Source organism: Lebetimonas sp. JH292, assembly GCF_000523275.1.
GTDB lineage: Bacteria > Campylobacterota > Campylobacteria > Campylobacterales > Nautiliaceae > Lebetimonas.
Map to the genome: position 1 here is coordinate 1 of NZ_ATHQ01000005.1, position 18,864 is coordinate 18,864.

An 18,864-nucleotide genomic window follows, 5' to 3' on the forward strand; every position below is an offset into this window, starting at 1 on the left:
CTCAGAGATGTGTATAAGAGACAGCCCCTGCTCTCTTCCCTGTATAATGCGGAATGGACCATTACTTCCGCAATCAGTAAAGAATTTAAAAACTCAAGTATCAAAGGCAGCTCCACATTGTTTTCCCTGTTTTTATTAATACAGCATATTCCAAGTTTCAGACCTCTTAAATAGGAAATATAATCATATGCCTTAAGAAGTGATTTTTCGCTTCTAAAAGGTCCCGCATTTATAAAAAGATTTTTTCCGAGATTTGTTTTTAACGAATTCACATTGTATAAACTCCGTCGTAGCTTCTTTTCCGGCAATTCTTCCAAAATATGACGATTCAAGCAAAGAATTTCCCCCAAGTCTGTTTGCCCCGTGAACACCGCTCATTGCACACTCCCCGCATGCATACACCCCGTCCATTGTGGTTGAAGCGTCGTCTCTTATCCATATTCCGCCGATGGTGTAATGGGCAAGCTGTCTTATATGTTGATGGAAGTCTATTTTCTATCATTTCAACCGGCAGATGCCTGAAATCAAGATAAACTTTGTGGCCGTTTTGTATATGCTTTAAAATATCCCTTGTCAGAATATCCCTTGTGGCAAGTTCACTTGTAAAACGTTCATTGTTTTCATCAACCAGATAGGCGCCTTCCCCCCTCGATATTAAAGAACCGCTGCCTTTTAGTGCCGGCTCTGAATGCGGCCGCTATTAAATCTCCGGAGCTTTCCTGAGAATTAGTTGTAAAACCTTTAAAAATACCGGCATATCCCCCTCCTGCCTAACACGTTCTTTTTTTACTTCCCCCTCCAAACGCCCTTTGCGCTATTTTATTATCATCTATTTTATTTAATATTTTACCCCCAGACTGATAAGTTCGTTTATAATATTAGGCGCTTTTAAACCTGCTTCTTTTGCAATAAATTCTCTTTTACATGTTCAGGATTAATAGAGCCAAATACTGTACTTAAGGCGCCGTTTGACCTTGCAAACTGTAACGCCGTAATAATGAATTTTCCTTTAAAAAGGAGGTGATGAGTTTATTGATATAAAGTGTAATATTTTACTCAGGATGGGTCTCTTCATATAAAAATGCGTTCCATGAGGCAATTCCGTAATATTTTATTTTGTTTTTTTCAACCATTTCTTCAAAAAATTCAAACTCTTTTTTAATTTTTTCAATTACGGTTTTTCTTTCAAAGGATTGTGCAAAAAGAAAATGTCAATACATACAGTGCTGGTCTGTTACTATTTCCTCTTTTGCAGCAAGATTTGTTTTTATTATTTTTTCATCCATCCATTCATAAGGATTTTCCGGAAAAGGAAACTCAGCCCTTCCTATCTCTTTTTCACTTTCCTGATATCTGTATACGCTGCTGCTTTGGATAATTTTCCAGGCTCTTTTCTAAAACTTCCGAGCCCCAATGAAGAAATAAAAAAATCACCGTTAAAGTTATAAAAATCTTTTGAATATTTAGGAAATTTTTTAATATATGAAAAAGTTCCTTCCACAGTTGCAAAATTCATTAATATAAACCTTTATTGAAATTGTTTAATTTTATATATGCAATTTATATTCTAAAAAATAAAAAAATATGATAAATGAAGATTTTTGAAGTTTATAAAAAGTAAAATTGGAGAAAAAAGAGGGATTATTCTTCTTCTATTTTAACATCTCTTTCTTTATGATAGAACATTCCGGTACCAACAGGTACAACTCTTCCTAAGACAATATTTTCTTTGAAGTCTTCAAGATAATCAAATTTACCCTGAATACTTGCTTCTGTAAGAACCCTTGTTGTTTCCTGGAATGAAGCGGCACTAATGAAACTGTCTGACTGGATGGCTGCTCTTGTAATACCTACAAGAACCGGTTCGGCAATGGCAGGTTCTCCTCCGAATTTTTTGATTCTTTCATTTTCTTCATTAAACATTTTCCTGCTTACCAAATCACGCTCGATAAATTTAGTGTCCCCGCTGTCAACAATTTTTACCTGTCTTAACATCTGATTTATAATAAGTTCTATATGTTTATCGTTAATATTAACACCCTGAAGTCGGTAAACTTTTTGAACTTCGCTTACAATATATTGCTGAAGCGCTTTTTCTCCCAAAATATTTAAAATATCATAACTTGACACAATACCGTCTGTAAGCTTTTCTCCCGCATGCACAAAGTCTCCTTCATGCACTAAAATCTGTCTTTCAGCCGGCACCAGATATTCTTTAACGCTTGATTCACCCTCAACAATTAATCTCTGTTTTCCCCTGATTGTTTTTCCAAATTTCACTGTTCCGTCTATTTCGCTGATAATTGCAGGTGATTTTGGTTTTCTTGCTTCAAACAATTCATTTACCCTTGGAAGACCACCTGTAATATCTGCTGATTTTGCTATTGCTTTTGGTGTTTTAGCTAAAATATCACCCTGTTTTACTTCAACGCCTTCTTGAACATGAATAACTGTTTTAGGTTCAAGTACATATTCATATACCCTGTCTTTGCCCGCAAGTAAAATTCTTGGCTGATAACCTTTAGGCAGATATTCTTTTACGATAATTCTGCTCTCACCTGTTAACTCATCAATCTGAGTGGTTACAGTAAATCCGTCAATTACATCTTCAAATTTAACCACACCGTCGGCTTCTGCCAGTATCGGATTGGCAAACGGATCCCATTCCGCAATAACTTTATTTTCACCGCTGATAGGTTTGGCTATGATTTCTCCGGCTTTAATATGCTCATTATCACTTTTAAGAATTTTACTTCCCCTAACAATATAATATCTTCCGGCTTCTCTGTCATGCTCATCTACAATTACGGCAAAAAGACCTTTATATGCGTTATCAAATCCGATTTCTTCCCCGGCTTTAAGATCATATACTCTTTCTAAATGATCCCCTGATAATTTATAATATTTTATTATTCCCTCATTTTCGGCAATTACCTGCATTGGAACAGGTTCATTATCATCAACTTTAAGCTCTGCCCCGTAAGGAATCCTTTGAGGAATATACCAGGCTTCTTTTATAACTTCAACTATCGCCTCGTCTTTTTCAATTTTTTGATTTTTATGGGGAATATAAAGTTTTCCCTCTGTTTTACCCGCAATTCCTGCAAGTTCTGTACCTTTTACTATATCATTTTTTCTAAGTGAATATCTTTTGACACTTCCATCGTCACACTTAACTTCAACAATCACTTCTTCATGCTGGGTTTCAATATTTACTATTCCGTCACATGGAGCTTTTAATTTCGGCTCAACTAACAGTACTGCGGCATTTCTTCTGTTTGCAACAATTTTTTTACCGTTTCTATCATAGTTTGCTATATTATAATATCTGATATATCCGTATTTTTTGGCAACAATTTCCCTCTCTTCCTGGGTTGAGCCTGCAATACCCCCTGTATGGAATGTTCTAAGGGTTAGCTGAGTACCAGGTTCACCAATGGATTGTGCCGCAAGAATCCCCACAGCCTCACCCACTTTAACTAATTTTCTCTCAGCCAGATTCATACCGTAACATTTTGAACAGATACCTTTACTTGATTTACAGGTAAGCGCACTTCTTATTTTGACGGATTTCACGCCTTTTCTTACAATTTCCTTTGCTTCTTCTTCGGTAATTAATGTACCTTCTGTAAATAAAACTTCATTTGTAATTGGGTCATACACATCATCTGCTAAAACTCTTCCATAAATTCTCTCTTCCAAGCTTTCGACCAATGTTGCCCCGTCTGTAATATCTGTTACTTCGATTCCTTCGTGCGTTCCGCAGTCTTCCATAGTTACCCTGAAGTTTTGCGAAACATCGACAAGTTTTCTTGTTAAATATCCGGCACTTGCAGTTTTTAGAGCTGTATCCGCAAGACCTTTTCTTGCACCATGGGTTGATAAGAAGAATTCAAGAACATTTAAACCTTCTTTAAAATTTGAAATAATAGGTGTTTCAATAATTTCTCCGTTAGGTTTGGCCATAAGACCCCTCATACCGGCTAACTGTTTAATTTGGCTTGCACTACCCCTGGCTCCTGAGTCGGCCATCATGTAAATTGAATTAAATCCGTCTTTATCTTTTTTCATAATTTCCATCAGTTTATCGGCAATATCATTATTTGCTTTTGTCCAGATATCAATAATTTTATTGTATCTTTCCTGGTCGGTTAATAAACCTTTTCTATACTGTTCTTGAACATCTCTTACTTTTACAAGTGCGGCTTGAACAATTTCTTGTTTTTCACCGGGAACGACAATATCGGCTGCGGAAATAGATACCCCTACTTTTGCCGCATATTTAAATCCAAGATTTTTAAGATTGTCCAAAAATTCGGCTGTTTCTTTAAGTCCGCCTTTTTTGTAAACAAAATCAACTAAATTGGCAATATCTTTTTTCTTCATTATTTTGTTATACATTTCAACCGGCACAAAATCCGGGGCAATTGAATGCAATATCATTCTGCCCGGAGTTGTTTCCACGATAGTGTCCACTTTTACTCTTACTTTTGCATGCAAATCCACTGCCCCTTCATCAAGTGCCATAAGAACTTCTTCAGGATTGGCAAACAGTTTATGCTCTCCTTTTACTTTGTTTTTCATTAAAGAGAGATAATAAATTCCAAGAACCATATCCTGAGATGGGACTGCTATAGCTTTACCGGAAGCAGGCAGCAAAATATTCATACTGCTTAGCATTAAAATTTTAGCTTCCGCTATCGCTTCCTGACTCAAAGGCACGTGCACAGCCATTTGGTCGCCGTCAAAGTCTGCGTTGAATGCGGCACAAACCAATGGATGAAGCTGAATTGCGTTTCCGTCAATTAATACCGGGTGAAACGCCTGAATTGACAATTTGTGAAGTGTAGGCGCTCTGTTTAATAAAACTGGATATTGATCAACAACTTCTTGCAGACATTCCCACACCTCAGGTGTTTTTTCTTCAATGTGTCTTTTTGCCTGTTTAATTGTTGTGGCATAACCTTTTTCTTCAAGTTTTCCTATAATATGCGGTTTAAAAAGCTCAAGCGCCATTTTTTTAGGAAGACCGCATTGGTCCATTCTAAGATTTGGCCCAACAACAATAACGCTTCTTCCTGAATAATCAACCCTTTTTCCAAGTAGGTTTTGTCTAAATCTTCCTGTTTTCCCTTTAATAATGTCACTGAGTGATTTAAGAGGCCTTTTATTTGCACCTTTAATTGTATTTCCACGTCTACCATTATCAAACAAAGCATCAACCGCTTCTTGAAGCATTCTTTTTTCATTTCTTATAATAATTTCCGGTGCATCAAGTTCAAGCAGTCTTTTTAATCTCTGGTTTCTGTGAATTACTCTTCTATATAAATCATTTACATCGGCAACCGCAAATTTTCCTCCATCAAGCGCAACTAAAGGTCTTAAATCCGGCGGAAGAACAGGAATAACAGTCATAATCATCCATTCCGGTCTGTTGTCAGAATTTAAAAATCCTTCCACAATTTTAAGTTTTTTAACAATCTCTTTTTTTCTTGCTTCGCTTCTTGTTGTTTTAAGCTCTTCTTTTAAAGATTGATACATATCGGCAAGATCAAGTTCTTCAAGCATTCTTCTTATTATTTCGGCTCCCATTTCTGCATGAAAACCGGTATCTCCGTAAATTTCGACAAGTTTTCTGTATTCGTCCTCAACCAATACATCACCTTTTTTTACTGGAGCGTCTCCCGGTTCATATACCACATAGGCTTCATAATAAAGAACCCTTTCAAGGTCTTTCATTTTAATATCAAGCAGAGTTCCGATTCTGCTTGGAAGGTTGCTTACATACCAAATATGCGCTACAGGAGTTACAAGCTCAATATGACCGAACCTTTCACGTCTTACTTTAGATGAAGTTACTTTTACACCGCATTTTTCACAAACAATACCTTTATAGCGCATTTTTTTATATTTTCCGCAAAGACATTCATAATCATTGATAGGACCGAAAATTTTAGCACAAAACAAACCGTCTCTTTCAGGTTTTAAGGTTCTGTAATTAATGGTTTCCGGTTTTTTAACTTCGCCGAAAGACCAGGAAAGAATTTCTTCAGGAGAAGCTATTTTTACCTGAACGGCATCAATATCTTTTGGTCTGTTTTCTTCGTCCCAGTCAAGTTTTATATATTTATATTTGCTCATTGTCTTCTTCCTTTTTATAAAACTCTAAATCAAGCCCGAGTGCACGAAGTTCTTTACTTAAAACAAAAAATGTTTCACTAAGCCCTTCAATTGGCACATTTTCACCTTTTGTCAAAGCTCTGTATGCTTTATTTCTTCCTTCAACATCATCGGATTTAGTAGTCAGCATTTCTTTAAGGTTATAAGCTGCCCCATACGCTTCAAGCGCCCAAACTTCCATTTCCCCAAATCTTTGTCCACCAAATAGGGCTTTACCTCCTACAGGCTGCTGCGTAATTAAGCTATACGGACCTATGCTTCTTGCATGAACTTTGTCATCTACCAAATGATGCAGTTTCATCATATACATATATCCGACATTAACCCTTTCTTTTATAGGATCACCGGTTCTTCCGTCAAATAACTGCATTTTTCCGTCATTTGGAATTCCAGCCATTTCAAACAGTTTTTTAAACTCTTCTTCGTTTACACCTTCGAAAACAGGGGTTGAAAATTTAACGCCTTTGGCCCAGTCTTTTGCATATTTAAGAAGTTCTTCATCTGTTAAAGTGTTAAGGAAATTTTTATAATGTTCACCAAAATGGGCAACTTCAACTATTTTTATCATTTTTTCTCTTAACTTTTGAGCCATATCGGCTCTTTTTTCATCCAACAACTGTTGAAGCTGTTCACCGAGTTTTTTACCCACAAGTCCCAAATGCACTTCCAAAATTTGACCTATATTCATACGTGAAGGAACCCCGAGAGGGTTTAAAACCACGTCCACAGCCCTTCCGTCTTCCATATAAGGCATATCTTCCTGAGGAACTATTATACTCACAATACCTTTGTTACCATGACGTCCTGCCATTTTATCACCGACTTTAATTTTTCTTTTGTTGGCGATATAAACTTTTACCATTTTGGCAACGCCGTTCGGTAAAATATCGTCACGTTCTAAAATTTCGATTTTTTCATCATAGTCCTGTCTGATATTGTCTTTTTCTTTTAAATATTTATTGGTAATTTTTTCAAATTCTTTAGAAGTGTTTTCATCATAATTTTCAACAAGACTTAATAATAAAAATTTATTAATGTTTATTAAATCTTCTTTTGGAATTTTATTTCCTGCTTTATATTTTTTGGAATTTAGTTCAACATTTTTTATCAGCTCTTTTCCACTTAAAAGATTGGCCAAAGCCAATACTTCTTCTTTATCGATAATTGAGAGTTTGTTTTTATAAATCTCTTCTATTTTTGCTTTTTCTTCTTCATGGGCCTTTCTAGCCCTTTCATCAAGCTCGTAGCCTTTTTTGGTATATACTTTTACATCTATTACCACACCTTCCATACTTGCAGGCGCATATAAAGAACTGTTTACAACATGACCGGATTTATCTCCGAAAATTGATTTAAGCAGCCTTTCTTCAGGAGTCGGTTTTACATCCCCTTTCGGAGAAATTTTTCCAACCAAAATCATTCCTGGTTTTACATAAGTTCCCACTTTAACAATTCCGCTCTCATCCAAATGGGTCAAATATTCCGGTTTAACTCCGGGAATGTCGGTTGTTAGCTCTTCAAGTCCGTGTTTAAGTTCTCTTACTTCACAAACTTCTTCATAAATATGAACGGAAGTATATGCATCATCTTTAATCAATTTTTCATTTAAAACAATGGCATCTTCATAATTGTAACCGTTCCAAGGCATAAATGCCACCATTACATTTTTACCAAGTGCTATTTCACCATTATCCATATTCGGACCATCGGCAATTACATCACCAACTTTAACTATATCACCTTCTTTTACAATAGGCTTTTGGTCAAAACATGTGTTCTGATTGGTTCTTAAGTACTTTTCAAGCCCGTAATGGTCTATATATGCTCCATTTTTATCTTCGCCTAAAATATAAATATTGGTAGCATCAACTTTTATTACTTTTCCGCCTCTTTTTACTTTTATTATCTGCCAGGCATCACGCGCCACATATTTTTCTATTCCTGTTCCCACAATCGGAGCTTCACTTCTAAGAAGAGGTACTCCTTGACGCTGCATATTTGAACCCATTAACGCCCTGTTGGCATCGTCGTGTTCAAGAAATGGTATCAAGCTTGCCCCTACCCCGATAATCATTTTAGGATTAAGGTCATAAAGATCCACTTCTTTTTTATCCACCAAAATTATTTCACCGTCTTTTCTGGCTTCAACCAAATCTTCAATTATTTCTCCTGTTTTTTCATCTATTTTTACACTTGCGGGAGCTATTACTTTTTCTTCTTCCTGAGTAGCCGTTAAATAAACAATTTCATCACTGACACGTCCGTTTTTTACCACTCTGTACGGCGCTTCAATAAATCCGTATTCATTTACTTTTGCATAAATAGATAAAGTATTTACAAGACCGATATTTTGTCCTTCCGGTGTTTCAATAGGACAAATTCTTCCGTAATGGCTCGGATGGACATCACGGATTTCAAAACCGGCTCTCTCACGAGTTACACCGCCTTCACCAAGGGCTGAGAGTCTTCTTTTATGGGCTACTTCACTAAGTGGATTTGTTTGATCCATAAACTGAGAAAGCTGACCTGTTGCAAAAAAATCCAAAATAGTGGTGGTAATAAGTTTTGTATTTACCAAATCCATTGGCATAACTTCATTTACATTGGTAACGGTGGTCATTTTGTCTTTAATTGTTTTTTGCATTTTAACAAGGCCTTCCTGAAGCCTTTTAGCAAGTAGTTCGCCTATACTTCTGATTCTTCTGTTACCCAAATGATCTCTGTCATCAATTTGTCCTATGCCGTTTTTTACCCCTATTAAATATTGGATGGTTTTAATAATATCCTGGTATGTAAGCACTGTTATGTCATCAGGAATATTAAGACCCAATTTGTGATTCATTTTCATACGGCCGACTTTGCTTAAATCGTATCTTTCCGGATCAAAGAACAGTTTATCAAAAAGTTCTTTTGCAGTTTGAGGTGTAGCAGGTTCTCCCGGTCTCATAACTTTATAAATTCTTATTCTTGCCAAATCATTTTCGTTTTCAACGCCTTCTGTCTGTTTAAGAATTTTGAGTGTTTCAATATCCTGGTGGAATGCTCTTAAAATTCCGTCATCAACACCACTTGCCAAATCATTTACTATTTTAAATTCGGTTATTTGTGATTCAATAATTTTTTTAAGTTTAACATCGTTAATAATAGTTAATGTGTCAAAAAGCACTTCACCGGTTAACGGGTCGTAAATCGGCTCGGCTAAATGTCTGTCCATTAACTCTTCGAGAGGATATTCAACATATTTGTGTTCTTCAATTAATTTTTTAAGTTTTCGCTCAGTTAGTCTTTTACCTGCATTTAATAAAACGTTACCGTCTTCATCTTTTAAATCATAATCATATTTTCCGCTTTCCAATTGATTGGAAGGCATTAAAAATTTATTGTCTTTTATTTTAATATCTATTACAGGATAAAACATTCTTAAAATATCTTCTTTTGAATAATCCATAGCTCTTAGAAGTATTGTAACAGGTACTTTTCTTCTTTTATTCACTCTTACATATAAAACATCTTTTACATCATATTCAAAATAAGCCCAGCTTCCCCTGTCCGGAATTATTTGGGCTGAATAAAGAAGTTTGTTTGAATTTTGTGCTTCTTCCTGCTTGAAGATAACACCAGGGCTTCTGTGAAGCTGATTAACAATAACTCTTTCTACTCCATTAATAATAAAACTCGTTCTTTCTGTCATTAAAGGTATGTCCCTGATAAACAGAGTCTGTTCTTTAATGTCTTTTATACCTATTTTATCACCTGTTTTTTCATCTTTTTCATGAACAATAAGTCTGACTTTTATTCTTATCGGAATAGAATAAGTAAGACCTTTTTCCATACATTCTCTAACCGTATATTTGGGTTTTTTAAATTCAATACCCACATATTCAAGCGTGATTCTGTTTTGTGTATCACTGATTGGAAACATCGATTTAAACACATTGTGAATACCGCTTTTTTCAGGTTCTTTTAAATTAATAAAGTCTCTAAAAGAATTTTGCTGTAAATGTAATAAATTTGGAATATCAACTATTTGAGGTATTTTTGAAAAATCTAATCTTAACCTGTTGGCTGATTTTAATTGGTTTAACATTGGCTCTCCTGCGCAGAATTTATGTAGAGGTTAACAAACTGTAAGTGTATCAAAAAAAAAGAAAAAAAGCAAGGATTATTTTACTTCTACTTCTGCTCCCGCTTCTTCTAATTGTTTTTTAATTTCTTCAGCTTCGTCTTTAGAAACGCCTTCTTTTATAGTTGATGGAGTTTCATCGACCATAGCTTTTGCTTCTTTTAATCCGGCACCTGTAATTTGTCTTACAACTTTAATTACATTAATTTTTTTAGCACCCGGTGCTTTTAATATTACATCAAATTCAGTTTTTTCTTCAGCTGCTTCTCCACCTGCTGCACCTGCTCCCGCAACCACTGTAGGTTGTGCGCTTACATCAAATTTTTCTTCAAATGCTTTTACTAATTCATTTAATTCTTTAACTGTTAAATTTTCTATAGTTTCTAAAATTTGTTCAACTGTACAAGCCATTATCTCTCCTTTTAATTTTCTTCAGATTTTTTTTCTATTAATTTATTTAGTCCCCATGCAAATTTTGCAATAGGAGCTTTCATCATAAATGCAACCATACCAAGCAATTCGTCTTTTGTTGGAAGTTTGCTTACTTCTTCAACATATGCAGCATCTTTTACTTCACCTTCAATTACCGCACCTTTAATTTTAAAAGTGTCTTTATAATTTTTAGCATGTTTAGTTAATATTTTTGCCAATGTAATCTGGTCTTCACCCCAGATAAAAATATTATTTTCTTCAAAATCAACTTCAACACCGTTATTTGCAAAAGCCAGCTTTGCCAACGTGTTTTTTACAACTTTAGCTTTTCCTTCAGCAGCTCTTATTGCAATTCTTAGCTCTTCAAGGTTTTGTACACTCTGACCTTTATAATCAGCATAAAAAACACTTACATCATTTTTAAATTCGTTGCTTAATTCCTCAACGATTTGTTTTTTTAATTCTTTTTTCATAAAGCTCCTTTCACTCAGACTCGGCAGGAAATTAAGGTTACCCACCTGCTTTCTAAGTCATTTAGACTTAGGCCAATGCCTATTTATATTCCGCTAATTCATTTACATCCAGTTTTAAACTAGGACTCATTGTAAGTGAGAATGCGGCATTTTGAAGGTATCTTCCTTTTGCGCTTGCCGGTTTCATTTTATTGATTTTTTCAATAAATGTTTTTGCATTTTCGTAAAGTGCTTCTGGAGAGAAGCTTACTTTTCCAATACCAACGTGCATATTACCTTTTTTATCAACTCTAAAATTAACCTGACCGGCTTTTGCATTTTTTACCGCCTGGGCTATATCCATTGTAACTGTTCCGGTTTTTGGATTTGGCATAAGGCCTTTTGGTCCCAAAATTCTTCCGTATTTACCAAGTTTTCCCATCATATCAGGTGTTGCAATTAAAATATCGAAATCTAAATTTCCATTTTCAATCATATCGAATACTTCGTCACCCACATAATCAGCACCTGCCTCTTTTGCTTCATCTATTTTAGCAGGATTTGCAACTACTGCCACTTTTACAGTTTTTCCTGTACCGTGAGGCAACACTACACTTCCTCTTATCATTTGATCTGCATGTCTTGGGTCTACGCCAAGTTTTAATGCAAGTTCGACTGTTTCATCGAATTTTGCAGATTTAAGTTCTTTTATTTTTTGGGCAGCTTCTTTTAAAGAATATACATCTTTATCTATTTTTTTCAGAAGCTCCAAATATCTTTTACCATGTTTTTTTGCCATATTCACTCCTCGTAAATTTCTTACTTCCACTCACAGTGGTATTAATCTTCTATTTCTATTCCCATACTTCTTGCACTGCCGGCAATAATTTTCATTGCCTCTTCTACATCGTCTGTGTTTAAATCAGGTAATTTTTTCTCTGCAATTTCTTTTAATTGCGCCTTGGTAATTTTTCCGACTTTGTCTTTAAGGGGATTTGAACTACCCTTCGCTATACCTGCAGCTTTTTTTAAAAAGTCTGTCACAGGTGGTTGTTTTGTAATAAAAGTAAAGCTTCTGTCTGCATAAACAGTAATTACAACAGGAATATTATATCCCATCATATCTTTTGTTTTTTCATTAAAAGCTTTACAGAATTCCATAATATTAATACCTCTCTGACCCAAAGCCGGACCTACTGGAGGTGACGGATTTGCTTTACCTGCCGGGATTTGAAGTTTTAATACATCAATTACTTTTTTTGCCATCTTGTGTCCTTTTATACGATTTTTTCAACTTTTGTGTAATGAATTTCAACAGGAGTGCTTCTTCCAAAAATTGTAACGTTAAGTTTTAACATTCCTTTTTCATAATCAAAATCTTCTACTTCCCCTGTGAAATTCGCAAACGGACCTTCGTTTATTCTAACTATTTCACCTTCTTCAAAAGAAACTTTTGGTTTTGGTGCGCTTTTTTGTTTAGCTTTCTCTAAAATAAGCTCAACATCTTCTTTTTTAAGAGGAGTTGGTTTTTTAGATTCACCAATGAATCTACCAACTTTTGGAAGAGATTGTATTTTATGCCAAAGCGCTGTATCTAAATTGGCTTCCAAAAACACATAACCAGGATATATGCTTCTTTCATAAACTTTTTTTTGAGAATTTTTAACTTCCAATACTTCTTCTGTAGGAACAACTACCTGAGAAATATTTTCTAAATGTTCTTCGTTTTTTAAATTTTCAATTGCTTTTTTAACTGCCAATTCACTTCCAGAATAGACCTGTAATGCATACCAATCCATAATATTCCTTATAATACAGCTTTTAATATTCCGCTCATTATCAGATCAATTAGACCTAAAAATGCTGTAACGACCGTCACTACAGCAACCACTGAAATAAAAGACTGTTTAACTTCATTTGCACTTGGGAAAATTACTTTATCCAATTCAATTTTTGCTTCTTTTATATAATCGCTCAAGCTTCTAATATTAAATTTTTCATTTTTCATTTTTTATTCCCCATTTTTACTGTTCACTACTCACTATATTTATACCTCTTCCAAAAATTGGTAATGGCAGGGCAGGAGGGACTCGAACCCCCAACAAGCGGTTTTGGAGACCGCCGCTCTACCATTGGAGCTACTGCCCTGTGGAGCGGGCGACGGGACTCGAACCCGCGACCCTCAGCTTGGAAGGCTGACGCTCTAGCCAACTGAGCTACACCCGCTCACCAGGCCGCTATATCTAACAGCCTGGAAAGAGGGTGAACTTAATATTAAACCCCACAAAAATTTATATTTTTGCGGGGAGCACCCAATTAAAGTTTTGATTCTTTATGAACAGTATGCTTATTGCACCATTTGCAATATTTTCTCATTTCAAATTTTTCAGGATGTCTTCTTTTTTCTTTTGTAGTATGATAATTAAATCTACCACACTCTGTGCATTTTAGATGAATAATTTCTCTCATCATTATCCTTTAAAAATAAGGGGGAAACCCTTATTCAATAATTTTTGTAACAACTCCGGCACCTACAGTTCTACCACCTTCTCTGATAGCAAATCTTGTACCTTCTTCAAGTGCGATTGGAGCAATTAATTCTACTGTTAATTTTACGTTATCCCCAGGCATACACATTTCAACGCCTTCTGGTAATTGAATGCTTCCTGTTACGTCAGTTGTTCTGATGTAAAATTGTGGTCTGTATCCGTTAAAGAACGGTTTATGTCTTCCACCTTCTTCTTTAGTTAATACATAAACTTCTGATTCAAATTTATGATGAGGAGTAATACTTCCAGGTTTTGCAAGAACCATACCTCTTTCAACTTCATCTTTTCCGATACCTCTTAAAAGTACCCCGATGTTATCACCGGCTTGACCTTCATCAAGTTCTTTTCTAAACATTTCAATACCAGTAACTTTTGTTGTTCTTGTTGGTTTAAATCCAACAATATCAACATCATCACCAAGTTTTACAACACCTCTTTCCACTCTACCTGTTACAACAGTACCTCTTCCTGAAATTGAGAATACGTCTTCAATCGGCATTAAGAAATCTTTATCAGTATCTCTTTCTGGTGTTGGAATGTATTCGTCAACTGCATCCATAAGCTCCATAATTTTTTCTGACCATTCACCAAGCTGACCAGCTTTTACTTCTTCAAGAGCTTTAAGAGCTGATCCAGCAATAACAGGTGCATTATCACCATCAAATTCATATTCGCTTAAAAGTTCTCTAACTTCCATTTCAACAAGTTCAAGAAGTTCTTCATCATCAACCATATCCATTTTGTTCAAGAATACTACGATAGCCGGAACACCAACTTGTCTTGAAAGCAATATATGTTCTCTTGTTTGTGGCATAGGACCGTCAGTCGCTGCAACAACTAAGATAGCTCCGTCCATTTGAGCGGCACCAGTAATCATGTTTTTAACATAGTCTGCGTGTCCTGGACAGTCAACATGTGCATAGTGTCTTTTTTCAGTTTCATATTCAACGTGAGATGTATTAATAGTAATACCTCTTTGTCTTTCTTCAGGTGCGTTATCGATTTGATCGTAATCTTTAAGTTCAGCAAATCCTTTTTGTGCCAAAACACCTGAAATAGCTGCTGTTAAAGTAGTTTTACCGTGGTCAACATGACCGATTGTACCAATATTTACGTGTGGTTTATTTCTTACGTATTTTTCTTTTGCCATTTCTTCCTCCATGTTTAAAATTTTATTTAGCTCATTTATGAACTCCAACAAGGCCTTGCTGGAGCCCATAGCCGGGATTGAACCGGCGACCTCTTCCTTACCAAGGAAGTGCTCTGCCACTGAGCTATATGGGCAAAAACACTGCTAGCAATGTTTTGTTTTACAAAACAATAGTATTTCGGGAGTTTATGAGCAGACAACCATACTCGTAGTTTGCTCAGCTCCCAGTTTGTCATGACTGGAGCGGGCGACGGGACTCGAACCCGCGACCCTCAGCTTGGAAGGCTGACGCTCTAGCCAACTGAGCTACACCCGCATATATTCCAAAAATGCCTGCACATTTTTGAAAACTCATGACTCAATGGTGGTGGGGGAAGGATTCGAACCTTCGAAGGCGAACGCCAACGGGTTTACAGCCCGTCCCCTTTGGCCACTCGGGAACCCCACCTTTTATTCTAACTGGTCAAACGCTGAATGGAGCCGGCGAAGGGACTCGAACCCCCGACCTGCTGATTACAAATCAGCTGCTCTAGCCAACTGAGCTACGCCGGCATCGTTTGTGGATTGAAATTATAAGTAAAAAACATTTTATTGTCAAGAGAAAAAAAGTTAATTTTTAAAAAATTTAATTTTAAATAACAATCATTTACATATTGAATAAAAACGTCTAAATTTTATTATAATATGTAAATCTTATTCAAAGGAATATATATGCCAAGTATTGCGCAAAGAGAGGAATTACACAGAAAAATCTGGCAAATAGCCAACGATGTGAGGGGTTCGGTTGACGGATGGGATTTTAAGCAGTATGTTTTGAGAAGCCTTTTTTATCGTTTTATAAGCGAACATTTCGCTTCTTATATGGAAGGCGGGGAAGATATAGATTATTCAAAATTTAATGATGATATGATTACACCGGAAATTAAAGACAACGCAATAAAGGAAAAAGGTTATTTCATCTATCCAAGCGAGCTTTTTTGCAATATTGTGGCAAACTGCGACAATAATGAAAACCTAAATACGGATTTGGCAAAAATTTTCAGCAATATAGAAAATTCCGCCAGCGGATATCCAAGCGAAGACGATATAAAAGGGCTTTTTGCCGATTTTGACACCACAAGCAACAGGCTCGGAAACACCGTTGCTGAAAAAAACAAAAGACTTTGTGCTGTGTTAAAAGGGGTAAATGAACTTGATTTTAGAGATTTTAAAAACAGCCATATAGACCTTTTCGGAGATGCTTATGAATTTTTGATTTCCAAATATGCGGCAAACGCCGGAAAAAGCGGAGGTGAGTTTTTCACACCTCAGCAGGTATCAAAACTCATAGCCAAACTCGCCCTGCTTGGACAAAAAAAGTTAATAAAATCTACGACCCGGCCTGCGGCAGTGGCTCTTTACTGCTTCAGGCAAAAAAGCAGTTTGATGAACATATCATAGAAGAAGGATTCTTCGGTCAGGAGATAAACCACACCACTTACAACCTTGCAAGAATGAATATGTTTTTGCATAACATTAATTATGATAAATTCGACATAAAACTCGGGGACACTCTAACAGACCCCAAACACAACGACCAAAAGCCTTTTGATGCAATAGTTTCAAACCCTCCTTATTCTATTAAATGGATAGGAAGTGATGACCCGACACTTATAAATGACGACAGATTCGCACCTGCTGGTGTTTTGCCTCCAAAATCAAAAGCCGATTTTGCTTTTATTTTGCATTCTTTAAGCTACCTTTCAGCCAAAGGAAGAGCCGCTATCGTTACATTTCCTGGGATTTTTTACAGAGGCGGTGCTGAGAAAAAAATTCGTCAATATCTAATAGACAACAACTATATAGAAACTATAATATCACTTTCACCAAATCTGTTTTACGGAACTTCAATTGCGGTAAATATTCTCGTGCTTTCCAAACATAAGCCAGACACCAAAACCCAGTTTATCGATGCAAGCAAACTTTTCAAAAAAGCTACAAATAATAATATTTTAGAAGATGAGCATATAGATAAGATTTTGAAAGTTTTCAAAAGCAAAGAAGAGATAAAACACTTTTCACATAATGCCTCATTGGAAGAGATAAAAGAAAATGACTATAATCTATCAGTCGGCTCTTATGTAGAACCAGAAGATACAAGAGAAAAAATAGATATAAAAAAGTTAAATGAAGAGATAAAAACAACAGTCAAAAGAATTGATAGATTAAGAAAAGAGATTGATGAGATAATTTCGGGAATAGAAAATCTATCGAAAAATTAAATAATGGTTGAGTGGAGAAAGTTGGGAGAAATAGCTGAATTAAAAAGAGGAAAAGTCATTTCAAAAAGATATTTGAGAGATAATAAAGGAATATATCCGGTATATAGTTCTCAAACTGTAAATAATGGTGAAATTGGAAAAATAAACACTTATGAGTTTTTATATTATTGGTTAACAATTGAAGCAAAAAAACATGTATATTCAGGTATGGGCAATCCAAAACTTATGAGTAATCAAATGGCTAAAATTCCAATCCCAATCCCTCCACTTGAAATCCAAAAAGAGATAGTAAAAATCCTTGACACATTTACAGAACTAACAACAGAACTAACAACAGAACTAACAACAAGAAAAAAACAATATGAATATTATCGTGATAAACTTTTAACTTTTGGTGATGAAGTTGAGTGGAAAAAGCTGGGGGAAGTAATGATTATAAATCACTACTAAATTTTGGGCTAATGCTCATTGTTATGTAATTTTACCTAAATTTTTTAAAACTAAATCATGAATAAACAACATGGAGCAGGTATCCCGGCATTAAAAACAAGTGAAATTTCAAATATAAAAATCCCAATCCCTCCACTTGAAAAACAAAAAGAGATAGTTTCCATCCTCGATAAATTTGACACACTTGCAAACTCTATAAGCGAGGGTTTACCAAAAGAGATAGAACTTAGAAAAAAACAGTATGAGTATTACAGAAATTTACTTTTGGATTTTAAAATGTAAGAGAAATTAAATATAAGCGAATAAATTCGCTTTTCCTGGAGAGGAGGTTTTAACCTCCTATATATAAACGGTTAAAACCGCTTCTCCGAATATACTAAATTAAATCGGAGGTGAGACTTTAGTCTCACAAAATAATAAACGAAGTAAAAAAGGGAAAAATAATGCAAATAAAAAAAACTTTACCACACATTAATTTAAAAGGATATTATCAATTTGTAACTTTTAGGACACAAGATAGTTTAGATAGTTATATTAGAAAAATTAGAGCTCAAAATATTGAAAATAAAAAACAGGAATATCTAATCGATAAATATTTAGACAATTCTTTAAAAGGTGCATATTTAAATGATGAAATATTTGAATTTTTGAAAGATTTTTTGATAAATTTAGATAAAATATTTTATGAATTAATTGCTTTTACCATTATGCCAAATCATATACATTTACTTTTTAAACAGATAAAAGATTTAGACATTATTATAAAAAAAATTAAGGGTGAAAGTGCTTATAGAATAAATAAAATGTTAAATAAAAGCGGTAAATTTTGGGAAAAAAATTATTATGACAAAGTTATAAGGAATGAGGAGCATTTTAATATTGTTTATAACTATATAAAGTTTAATGGTTTTAAAGCAGGACTTAAAGATTGGAAAGAGAGATTTTATGGGGTTTATGAGTAAAATATAATAAAAGGAGAGGAGGTTTTAACCTCCTATATATAAGCGACTAAAACCGCTCCTCCGGAAATAAATATATAAGCGGTTAAAACCGCTTCTCCAAGGAGGTGCGAATTTATTCGCACATAAAGGATAAAAAATGCAAACATACACAAAACCAATAGCAAATACAAACAACTTCATCGTGCTTGATAGATACGAAAAAACATGGGCGGTAAACGAAAATTATCAAAGCGAAGCGGCACTTGAGAGGGAATTTATAGAAGATTTGCAAAATCAGGGTTATTCTTACCGTCCTGATAGAGACC

Annotated in this window: 12 protein-coding genes, 6 tRNA genes and 4 pseudogenes; 3 read left to right on the top strand and 19 right to left on the bottom strand. The window is 35.1% G+C overall.

Annotated elements, in window-relative coordinates:
* The 19 genes and pseudogenes from DZ64_RS11245 to DZ64_RS0110255 all read right to left on the bottom strand — a co-directional run.
* Positions 1-272, bottom strand: a pseudogene (locus DZ64_RS11245) (L-aspartate oxidase); the annotation flags it as partial.
* A pseudogene (locus tag DZ64_RS13600) lies at positions 214-655 on the bottom strand (FAD-binding protein). The pseudogenes DZ64_RS13600 and DZ64_RS11245, both read right to left, overlap by 59 nt.
* A 672-nt stretch (positions 656-1,327) precedes the next feature.
* The gene (locus DZ64_RS0110175) at positions 1,328-1,516 is read right to left on the bottom strand and encodes a hypothetical protein (RefSeq protein WP_024790443.1); all 189 of its coding nucleotides are present in this window, start codon (positions 1,514-1,516) and stop codon (positions 1,328-1,330) included.
* 125 nt (positions 1,517-1,641) lie between these two features.
* Positions 1,642-6,141 carry a DNA-directed RNA polymerase subunit beta' gene (gene rpoC, locus DZ64_RS0110180; protein ID WP_024790444.1) on the bottom strand — a complete coding sequence of 1,500 codons (4,500 nt, stop codon included), beginning with the start codon at positions 6,139-6,141 and terminating at the stop codon, positions 1,642-1,644.
* Entirely contained in the window at positions 6,128-10,267 is a 4,140-nt protein-coding gene (gene rpoB, locus DZ64_RS0110185; protein ID WP_024790445.1) for a DNA-directed RNA polymerase subunit beta, read from the bottom strand. Before rpoB ends, rpoC begins: the two co-directional genes overlap by 14 nt.
* A 75-nt stretch (positions 10,268-10,342) precedes the next feature.
* On the bottom strand, positions 10,343-10,714 hold the full coding sequence (gene rplL, locus DZ64_RS0110190) for a 50S ribosomal protein L7/L12 (RefSeq protein WP_024788385.1): 372 nt from the start codon (positions 10,712-10,714) through the stop codon (positions 10,343-10,345).
* An 11-nt stretch (positions 10,715-10,725) separates the two neighbouring features.
* Positions 10,726-11,208: a 50S ribosomal protein L10 gene (gene rplJ / locus DZ64_RS0110195; RefSeq protein ID WP_024790446.1), complete on the bottom strand. Its 483-nt coding sequence runs from the start codon at positions 11,206-11,208 to the stop codon at positions 10,726-10,728.
* A 79-nt stretch (positions 11,209-11,287) separates the two neighbouring features.
* Entirely contained in the window at positions 11,288-11,986 is a 699-nt protein-coding gene (gene rplA, locus DZ64_RS0110200) for a 50S ribosomal protein L1 (protein WP_024788387.1), read from the bottom strand.
* Positions 11,987-12,027: 41 nt separating this feature from the next.
* Entirely contained in the window at positions 12,028-12,453 is a 426-nt protein-coding gene (rplK, locus tag DZ64_RS0110205; RefSeq protein WP_024790447.1) for a 50S ribosomal protein L11, read from the bottom strand.
* An 11-nt stretch (positions 12,454-12,464) separates the two neighbouring features.
* Positions 12,465-12,986 (bottom strand): transcription termination/antitermination protein NusG, encoded by a 522-nt coding sequence (gene nusG / locus DZ64_RS0110210; protein ID WP_024788389.1) that lies wholly within the window; start codon positions 12,984-12,986, stop codon positions 12,465-12,467.
* A gap of 8 nt (positions 12,987-12,994) precedes the next feature.
* On the bottom strand, positions 12,995-13,195 hold the full coding sequence (gene secE, locus DZ64_RS0110215) for a preprotein translocase subunit SecE (RefSeq protein WP_035003738.1): 201 nt from the start codon (positions 13,193-13,195) through the stop codon (positions 12,995-12,997).
* A gap of 64 nt (positions 13,196-13,259) precedes the next feature.
* Positions 13,260-13,335: transfer RNA gene (locus DZ64_RS0110220), tRNA-Trp, on the bottom strand.
* A 1-nt stretch (position 13,336) separates the two neighbouring features.
* Positions 13,337-13,413: transfer RNA gene (locus tag DZ64_RS0110225), tRNA-Gly, on the bottom strand.
* A 90-nt stretch (positions 13,414-13,503) separates the two neighbouring features.
* Positions 13,504-13,656 (bottom strand): 50S ribosomal protein L33, encoded by a 153-nt coding sequence (gene rpmG / locus DZ64_RS0110230; RefSeq protein ID WP_024790449.1) that lies wholly within the window; start codon positions 13,654-13,656, stop codon positions 13,504-13,506.
* 30 nt (positions 13,657-13,686) lie between these two features.
* Positions 13,687-14,886 (bottom strand): elongation factor Tu, encoded by a 1,200-nt coding sequence (gene tuf / locus DZ64_RS0110235; protein WP_024790450.1) that lies wholly within the window; start codon positions 14,884-14,886, stop codon positions 13,687-13,689.
* A 59-nt stretch (positions 14,887-14,945) separates the two neighbouring features.
* Positions 14,946-15,020: transfer RNA gene (locus DZ64_RS0110240), tRNA-Thr, on the bottom strand.
* A gap of 105 nt (positions 15,021-15,125) precedes the next feature.
* A tRNA-Gly gene (locus tag DZ64_RS0110245) sits at positions 15,126-15,202 on the bottom strand.
* Positions 15,203-15,248: 46 nt separating this feature from the next.
* Positions 15,249-15,334 (bottom strand) — tRNA-Tyr (locus tag DZ64_RS0110250).
* A 27-nt stretch (positions 15,335-15,361) separates the two neighbouring features.
* Positions 15,362-15,438 (bottom strand) — tRNA-Thr (locus DZ64_RS0110255).
* 159 nt (positions 15,439-15,597) lie between these two features.
* Between DZ64_RS0110255 and DZ64_RS13605 the strand changes: the two are divergent.
* From DZ64_RS13605 to DZ64_RS11260, 3 genes and pseudogenes are all read left to right on the top strand, one after another.
* A pseudogene (locus tag DZ64_RS13605) lies at positions 15,598-17,147 on the top strand (type I restriction-modification system subunit M).
* A gap of 3 nt (positions 17,148-17,150) precedes the next feature.
* Positions 17,151-17,879: pseudogene (locus DZ64_RS14290) on the top strand (restriction endonuclease subunit S).
* Positions 17,880-18,040: 161 nt separating this feature from the next.
* Entirely contained in the window at positions 18,041-18,559 is a 519-nt protein-coding gene (locus DZ64_RS11260) for a transposase (RefSeq protein ID WP_035003741.1), read from the top strand.
* Positions 18,560-18,864: the final 305 nt, after the last annotated feature.